Annotated in this window: 3 protein-coding genes; 2 read left to right on the top strand and 1 reads right to left on the bottom strand. The window is 37.1% G+C overall.

The window, feature by feature from the left end:
* Positions 1 to 190, top strand: a 190-nt coding sequence (locus A5N85_RS13925; RefSeq protein WP_249024000.1) for an IS1 family transposase, incomplete at its 5' end; no start/stop codon positions are given.
* 471 nt (positions 191 to 661) lie between these two features.
* Here the strand turns inward: A5N85_RS13925 and A5N85_RS13920 are convergent.
* A complete protein-coding gene (locus A5N85_RS13920) occupies positions 662 to 859 on the bottom strand; it encodes an IS3 family transposase (RefSeq protein ID WP_072577655.1) in 198 nt (65 codons plus the stop codon).
* A gap of 83 nt (positions 860 to 942) precedes the next feature.
* On the opposite strand from A5N85_RS13920, the gene A5N85_RS18030 reads away from it, so the two are divergent.
* A partial coding sequence (locus A5N85_RS18030; RefSeq protein WP_143143341.1) for a helix-turn-helix domain-containing protein occupies positions 943 to 1,108 on the top strand: 166 nt, incomplete at its 3' end.

The raw sequence follows: 1,108 nt of genomic DNA, 5'->3' as shown, positions 1-1,108 counted from the left end.
AACGGCTTTTGATGGTAACGTTAAAAAGATAGGTAAGCGATATACTACGGATATTGAGGGTAATAATAATCGCTTTAGGCAAAGGCTGAGGCGAGTCTTTCGAAAGACTTGCTGTTTTTCTAAAAAGTTGGTGAATCACTTTAAGGCGTTTGACTTACTCTTCCATTATATTAATTATGGTTGGGTTTAATCAGCATACTTTTCAAACCACTACCAGTTATGTTATAGCTGAATGGGTTTAGCTTGATACAAACTGACAAATCACAGATAGCTAACCTCAGTACGGCAAAACGAGCTAGCGCTGTATGCGAGTTAAAGAAATTAGCTATATTACGTGTATGTTTAATTTTTGATTTTTGATAGTAATTTGAAAGGTATATAGCTAACTTCCCCAAAAATACATACAACGTTAACTTAATATCTAAGGTATTAGAAATCGTTGAGTTGTTTACCCATTGGTTGGGTAAAAATAAGCTTGAAGTGCTTCAAAAAGTGTTAGCCCTTTAAGCCCTGCATGAGGTTGGTTTTACGGTATTGTAAAAATTCACAAACCCTTTTAGTTTCTGCTCTCTATGTGCTGAATCTCAAAATCCATGTTTATCATGCCACATTTCCATCAAAGTAAATCGCCCCAACTTTATTGGAGACCCGATTACTTGAGTCAGGCTGCTATGCCTGACGCAGTTAGGAGTTGATGATTCATTTTTTCAAACTCAAAAGGTGATAGATAACCCATTGTACTGTGAAGTCGCTCTTTGTTGTACCAGTCTACCGATTCCAAAGTAGCCGGCTCAACATCTCTTAAACCTTGCCATTGTGGTTTGTCATATTTAATGACCTCCGCTTTGTATATAGTCAAATCACTTATAATCCAATCTATCCAAAGCAGATATTAAAGAACAACTTGTAGTAGAATTATCAAAAACAAACTGAGCATATCCTATGACCTACTGTCGCCAATTCCGACAGAAAATTCTTAACGATATTGCTAATGGAGAAACTTGGCGCGCTGTTGCAAAGCGCTACAAGATCAGCAAATTCACCGTCTATAGCTGGATTAAAAATCCCCATCCTAAAAGCTTTACTGAGCGTAAGCCCTCAAAGATTG

The sequence above is a fragment of the Suttonella ornithocola genome, from assembly GCF_001889065.1.
Taxonomy (GTDB): domain Bacteria; phylum Pseudomonadota; class Gammaproteobacteria; order Cardiobacteriales; family Cardiobacteriaceae; genus Suttonella_A; species Suttonella_A ornithocola.
The sequence above is the reverse complement of the archived record's forward strand: the minus strand, read 5'-3'. Positions and strand labels throughout refer to the sequence as shown.